Origin of the sequence: Aquicoccus sp. (assembly GCF_041686535.1) — a bacterium.
Classification (GTDB): Bacteria; Pseudomonadota; Alphaproteobacteria; order Rhodobacterales; family Rhodobacteraceae; genus Aquicoccus.
The window spans coordinates 1-4,400 of record NZ_JAWLDS010000156.1; the positions used below are offsets into that span (position 1 = coordinate 1).

The 4,400-nt window shown below is 64.2% G+C and carries 4 protein-coding genes; all 4 read right to left on the reverse strand.

Annotated features, from left to right (window positions below):
• Positions 1-71 precede the first annotated feature (71 nt).
• The 4 genes from ACESL9_RS17135 to ACESL9_RS17150 all read right to left on the reverse strand — a co-directional run bounded on the left by ACESL9_RS17135 (position 72) and on the right by ACESL9_RS17150 (position 4,152).
• The gene (locus ACESL9_RS17135) at positions 72-1,226 is read right to left on the reverse strand and encodes a cytochrome D1 domain-containing protein (protein WP_372613460.1); all 1,155 of its coding nucleotides are present in this window, start codon (positions 1,224-1,226) and stop codon (positions 72-74) included.
• A 2-nt stretch (positions 1,227-1,228) separates the two neighbouring features.
• A complete protein-coding gene (locus ACESL9_RS17140) occupies positions 1,229-1,564 on the reverse strand; it encodes a c-type cytochrome (protein WP_372613458.1) in 336 nt (111 codons plus the stop codon).
• A complete protein-coding gene (gene cobA, locus ACESL9_RS17145; RefSeq protein WP_372613456.1) occupies positions 1,557-2,333 on the reverse strand; it encodes a uroporphyrinogen-III C-methyltransferase in 777 nt (258 codons plus the stop codon). The genes ACESL9_RS17140 and cobA overlap by 8 nt, the downstream gene beginning before the upstream one ends.
• 64 nt (positions 2,334-2,397) lie before the next feature.
• Positions 2,398-4,152 (reverse strand): cytochrome D1 domain-containing protein, encoded by a 1,755-nt coding sequence (locus ACESL9_RS17150; RefSeq protein WP_372675313.1) that lies wholly within the window; start codon positions 4,150-4,152, stop codon positions 2,398-2,400.
• Positions 4,153-4,400 lie beyond the last annotated feature (248 nt).

A 4,400-nucleotide genomic window follows, 5' to 3' on the forward strand; every position in this document is an offset into this window, starting at 1 on the left:
ACCAGCGGCAAATCGCGCTGATACTCCTGCAAGAGCCGCGCATCTGTCGGGTCGATCTTCGGTGCCATCTCTCAGAGTCCCGTTCGGTGGGCGCGGGCGGTGAAGAAGATGCCCGAGGGGCTTTGCGCCGGGATCTCGGCCTTCACCTCGCGGCGGTGGGTGTCATAGATGATGATCCTGTTCTCGTCCCGCGACGAGACCCAGACCTCGTGCCCACGGGGGCTGAACTCCATGTGCAGCACCGCCGCGCCGGGTTTGAGGGTTTCGACCACCTCGTGGCTGCGGCTGTCGATCACCTGGAGCGTGTCGTTGTGCGGCATCGCGAAATTGACCCAGGCATAGGGGCTGGCCGGTTGCGACAGCACGAAGATCGGCTGGCCATGGGTGCGGGTGCGGGCGGTCTCGTCGAGGGTGTCGCGGTTGACCCAGAGCACCTCGTGTCGGCCCACGGCGGGAAGGGCAAATTGCCCTTCGGTCACGGCCCAGCCCTGAAGGTGGGGCATCTTGTAGACCGGCATGTCCTCGCCCTCTTTGCCATAGTCCGACAGGAAGCGGACGGGCGCGGGCGCGTCCTCCCACATGTCGAAAAGGGTGAGACCCTTTTCGCCGAAGAGGCCCACGACGAAATGCCGCCCGTCGCCCGACAGCACCGCGTCATAGGGATTGGCACCGGTCGCGCCGAGCCGCGTGACGACCGGCTCGGCGCCCGAAAGATCGGCCATGAAGGCATCGCCGCTGTCCCACTGCGCCCAGGCAAAGCGCCGCGCAGGCAGTTCGACAAGGCCCACGGTTTTCGACTGTGCCGGGATGTCGGCCACCATGTCGAGCGTGTCGGCATCGAAGACGCGAATGCCGCCGGGTTCGTAATTCGACACCGCGACCAGCGCGCCATCGTCGGAAATGGCCCCTCCGATGGAATTGCCGCCCTGGACGATGCGCTTGGCGATGCGGCGTTCCAGGAGGTCGATCTTGGTCAGCCCGCCATCGCGGCCAAAGACGTAAGCAAAGCATTCGTCGGGCGAGAAATTCACCGAGGCGTGGGACAAGTCGCCCAGCCCCTCGATCCGGTCGATGGCCTTGTGCTGCATCCGGTCGACGATCAGGACCGACCCGGTGGCACGTTCGATCACCACGCCCAGCGCGCCGGTGGGTGTCGCCGGTTCGGCAATGGATTTTCCGGCGGCGAACAGCAGGACAAAGGAGAAAAGGACGAGAAAACGGGACATGGCTACTCCTTGTCGCGGGTATCGGGGTCCATCAGGTAGCGTGCGATCCAGAGCGCCTGTTCCTCGCTCAGGAGCGCACGCCATGGCGGCATCGCCGTGTCGGGAATGCCGTCGAGAATGATATGGGCCAGCGTTTCCGGCCCGTCGTGATGGGCCAGCGCCCGGGGGGTCAGCGGGCTGCCCAGCCCACCCCTGAAGGTGAGCCCGTGGCAGGAACCGCAATCCTGGATGACGAGGTGTTCGAGCCATGCCGCTTCGTCCTCCGAAACGGCGATTTCGGCGGCCCCGGCGCCCGTCGCCAGGACGAGCGCGGCAAGGAGCGCGTGGGGATCAGGCATGGCTTGGCACCCTGAGGGTCGCCGCCTCGGGCTGTGCGCCATAAAGAGAGACGACCCGCCCGATGATGAAGAGCACCGGCGCTTCGGGGCGGTGCGTGGCGACATCGGCGGCAATCCCGCCAAGGGTCGAGGGGATGCGCGTCTCACGCGGGGTAGTGGCCGAGGCCACGCACAGCACCGGGGTCGTGGCGGGCAGACCGTGGCGCATCAGTTCGAACGAGATTTCGGCGATGTTCATCGCGCTCATGTAAAAGACCAGCGTGGTGTCCTCGCAGGCAAGGCTTTGCCAGTCGAGATCGAGCTGCGCGTCGCGGGCCCGGTGCCCGGTGACATAGCGAACGCCCGTTGCCAGCCCGCGATGGGTGAGCGGCACACCGGTCGCGGATGACGCCCCCTGCGCCGAGGTGATGCCGGGGATATAGGCGCAGTCGATGCCGGCGGCGCGCAGCACCGCGGACTCTTCGCTGCCCCGGCCAAAGATCAGCGGATCGCCACCCTTGAGCCGGACCACCATCTGCCCCTCGCTGGCCAGCGCCACGAGCAGCGCGTTGATGTCATCCTGCGGCAGCTTGTGGCACCTGGGGGATTTGCCGACGTCGATCCGCCGCGTGGTATCGGGGATCAGCGCCATGATTTCGGGGCTGACCAGGCGGTCGAAGACCACCACGTCGGCGACCATGATCGCGTTGAGCGCCTTGACGGTCAAAAGCTCCGGGTCGCCTGGTCCGGCCCCCACAAGCAACACACGGCCGTGGCTGAGATCTTTCATGACTGGCTCTTTCGCTTGTCGGACGGGAAAAGGCCGGGGCCCCGAGGCGCCCCGGCCCCAAACATCAGTAGATGTCTTTTTGCGTGTTATAGACGTTGAACTTGCCCGTGGGCGTGATCAGGCGCTCGTCCTTGATCACCTTTTTCAGCTCGAGCGTCTTGTCATCGACAACCACGATGGCCGACACCTTGTCCTTGGCATTCCAGAGACTGAACCAGACCTCGGTGCCCTGCTTGTTGAATTCGGGCTGCACCGCCCGGGGCTGGCCATCGGGAATACCTGCCCATTCACCAACCGGCAGGGTGATGTATTCGGGATCTTCGCCTGCCTTCATGTCGTTGATCTTGAACACCGCGACCGATCCCGAGATCTCGGGGTCCGGGTTCAGGGTCGCATCGACATAGAGGTTTTCCGAGTTCGGGTGCGTCTTGATGAACAGCGACCCGCCCCCCAGGGCATAGAACGTCTCGACGATGGTCCATGCCTTGTCGGGGTTGCCCTCGGGGTCGGTGCCGATCAGTGCCACACTGTCGTCACCCAGGTGCGAGGTGGCCCAGACCGGCCCGTGATCGGGATGCACAAAGTTCGCACCGCGCCCGGGATGGGGCGTCAGCCCCTCGGTATCGGTGATCGCGACGAGCTTGCCCTCCTTGGTGTCGATCACGACGAGCTTGTTGCGCGCGTTCGCGGCGGTGATGAAATACCGGCGCGTGCTGTCCAGCCCGCCATCGTGAAGGAAGCGTTCGGCCTCGATCTCGGTGGTTTTCAGGTTCTTGAGGTCGGTATAATCGACCAGCAGGATCTTCCCGGTTTCCTTGACGTTCACGATGAACTCGGGCCGATAGTGACTGGCCAGGATCGCGGCCACGCGCGGCTCGGGGTGATAGGTCTGCTCATCATAGATGTTGCCACGAGTGGACACGATCTTCTTGGGTTCGAGCGTGTCGCCGTCCATGATGACGTATTGCGGCGGCCAATAGGCCCCGGCGATGGCGAACTGGTCTTCCCAACCTTCCATCTTCGAGGTTTCGACCGAACGCGCCTCCATTCCGATCTTGACCTCGGCGACGGTCTGCGGCTTTTCCATCCAGAGGTCGATCATGTTCACCTTGGCGTCGCGCCCGATCACCAGAAGATAGCGGCCCGAGGCCGACATGCGGCTGATATGAACGGCATAGCCGGTCTCGATGATCTCGCGGATCTCATAGGTGTTGCCGTCGATCAGGGCGATTTCACCCGAGTCGCGCAGCGTGACCGACATGAGATTCTCGATGTCGATATCGTTCATCTTCTCGGTGGGCCGGTCCTCGGGCGCAATCAGCACGTTCCACGTCTCGCGCATCTCGGGCATCCCGAACTCGGGCGGCGCGGGCGGCTCGAGGAGCAGGTAACGCGCCATGAGGTCGACATCCGCCTCGCTCATGTCACCCGAGGTGCCCCAGTTCGGCATCCCCGCGGGCGAGCCGTAGTTGATGATACTGTGCAGGTAGTCATACCCGTTTTCCCGGGTCAGGTCGGGCGTCAATGCCTTGCCGGTCGCGCCCTTGCGCAAGACGCCGTGGCAGCCCGCGCAGCGTTCGAAATAGATCGTGGTGCCGCGCTGGAATTCTTCGCCGGTCATCACCGGATCACCTTCCTTGCGACCGGGAATTTCCACCTGGATCTGGCCCAGGGTTGTCATGGACGGCTCGTAAGCGGCGGCGGGGCCATCGCCATGGGCATTTTTCTCTTGTGCCACGACAGCTGTCGCAAGCAGTCCGACAGCCATGGCTGTGCCGGAAAGCAGCGCGCGTGTAGCCTGCAGGTTACGGAATCTCATGGGTGTTCTCCGTTGCGCTGGTGAGGCACGGGAATGTGAACAGCGCCCGGGCGTCACACGCCTTGACTTTCGTTAAGACGGACCGGTGGCGTTTGCGCGATGTGGGCCAGTGACACGACAGGAACCGGGAAGGCATGGACGATGGGATGGATCGAATTTGCGCTTGCCATGGCGCTTTTCATGGCGTCGCACCGCATCCCCGCCGCGCTGGGGGTGAAGGACGGGCTGGTGCGCACGCTGGGCGCGCG